The organism is Hydrogenivirga sp. 128-5-R1-1, from assembly GCF_000171895.1.
In genome coordinates, this window is the sequence record NZ_ABHJ01000152.1 from 1 (window position 1) to 2,222 (window position 2,222).

General features: G+C 32.7%; 2 protein-coding genes. Both read left to right on the forward strand.

The window, feature by feature from the left end; translation table 11 throughout:
- The coding region (locus tag HG1285_RS04030) for a ribonucleotide-diphosphate reductase subunit beta (RefSeq protein WP_008288735.1) at window positions 1-421 on the forward strand (421 nt) is incomplete at its 5' end.
- 24 nt (window positions 422-445) lie between these two features.
- On the forward strand, window positions 446-2,222 hold a 1,777-nt coding region (locus HG1285_RS17800; protein ID WP_008288736.1), incomplete at its 3' end, for a ribonucleotide reductase N-terminal alpha domain-containing protein.

Sequence of the window (2,222 nt, forward strand, 5' to 3'; positions counted from 1 at the left end):
CTTTGCAATGAAAGACACAGGGAAGATGAAAAATGTGGTTTCTGGTGTTGAGCTTGTTTTAATTGATGAGTCTCTGCACCTGCAAAATGGAATTGAAGCAATACTTACAATTATTGAAGAAAATCCTGAAATTGTTGATGATATTAAATTTGTTGAAAATATTAGAGATACAATTATTGATGCAGTGGAACTTGAGCTTAACTATTTAAAAACAAAATTTGGCGGAACAACTATATTTGGAGTTTCTTACAAAGAGCTTGAAATGTATATGAAATACATTGCAGATAGAAGACTTGAGGAGCTTGGCTTTGACCCTCAATTCAACATCCAGCAAAACCCACTTAAATTTTTACAAAAAGAGGATGTGAAAAAGCTCACAAACTTTTTTGAAGTGTCATCTACAGAGTACACTAACTTTTAATATAGATATTTTAGGAGGGTAGCTGTGGAAAGAATAGTTGTTAAAAGAGATGGAACGGAAGAAAAATTTCAAATGAAAAAGCTCATAAATGCTATATTTGCCCTTTTTGAAGGAATGGATTTACCAGATGACTGGGAAATTGCTTTTAAAATTGCAAAAGAGCTTGATTTAAAAATACCAGAAAGAGTAACAACTGAAGAGCTTGACTTTCTCGTTCTAAAAGCGATAGAGCAGTTAATTCCTACACATTACATATATGATACTCTTGCATCAAGACAGCTTCAAAAGATAATTAACAGAAAAATTGATAAAAGGTTCAAATCTTTCAAAGAGGCTTTAGAATACGGAGTAAAAGAGGGGCTTTATAAAGAGGACATATTAAACTTTGATTTAGAAAAGATTGAAAATGCTATAGATTATGAAAGGGATAATCTTCTTGATTATTTTGGAATGACCACTTTAAAAGATAGATATTTTACAAAAGATAGAAATGGAGAAATCATAGAAAAGCCACAGTGGTTTTTTATGAGAGTTGCCCTTGGAATAGGAAATAATGAGGATGAAGTTATAAAAGTTTACAACAAAATATCAAAACTTGAGTACCTTCACTCAACACCTACCCTATATAATTCTGGAACAATTACACACCAGTATTCCAGTTGTTATGTAAATGTTATAGATGACTCTTTAGAGTCTATAATGGATAAGGCTAAAGAAACTGCATTTTTAGCAAAATATGCAGGTGGTGTTGGAACAGACGTTACAAGAATTAGAGCAACAGGTTCAGCTATTAAGTCTTTAAACGCAAAATCTTCAGGTGTAATACCATTTATAAAAATATTTGACACAATTGTCAATGCTATACAGCAAGGAGGAAGAAGAAGAAGCTCTCAGGTAATGTATTTACAGCCCTGGCATCTTGATATAGATGCATTTTTAGATTTAAGAGAAACAACAGGAAACCCTTACTTTAGAACACCTTCTTTAAACACTGCCATCTGGATGCCAGATGAAATAATGAGAAGAATTAAAGAAGGAGAACCTTTATACCTATTTGACCCTGCAGAATGCCCAGAACTTGTTGCAAGCTGGGGTAAAGATTTTACAGAAAAATATTTTGAGTGCATAGAAAAGGCAGAAACGGGAGAAATTAAACTCTGGAAAAAAATAGATTCTCAAGAATGGTTCAGAAGATATTTATTTAAGTTGGCTAAAACAGGTCATCCATGGTTAACATTTAAGGACAGACATAATGAACATAACCCTTGTCCTGAGTATGGAGTTATAAACTCATCAAATTTATGTGTAACAGGAGATACAAGACTTGCAACACAATGGGGGCTTGTAGAAGCTGAAGAGCTTTTTGAAAAAGGAGAAGCCATAATTGCTACTTATGATAAAAGAACAAATGGAAATTGGAAAGACTATGGTGTATCTACTGCTCAATGTTTAAAAATGTTTAAGACTAAAGAAAATGCAGATGTTTATGAAGTAATTACAAAAGAAGGATATAAAATAAAAGCTACCGATTGGCATGAATTTTATAGAGCAGTTCCTGACAAATTATATGAAGGGAAATATGCAAAGGAATACAAAATAGAAAAAGTAAAATTATCTGATTTAAAGCCCGGGGATAAGCTATTAATCCAATCAGGAGAGGGACAATTTGGAACAGAAGGGTATTATGAGCTTGGGCTTGTAATAGGTCTAATAGCAGGAGATGGAACTTTTGCAGAAAAGAAAGGATATAAAACGGCATATATAGACCTTTATAATAATGAAATTTCTATATCGGAAATTG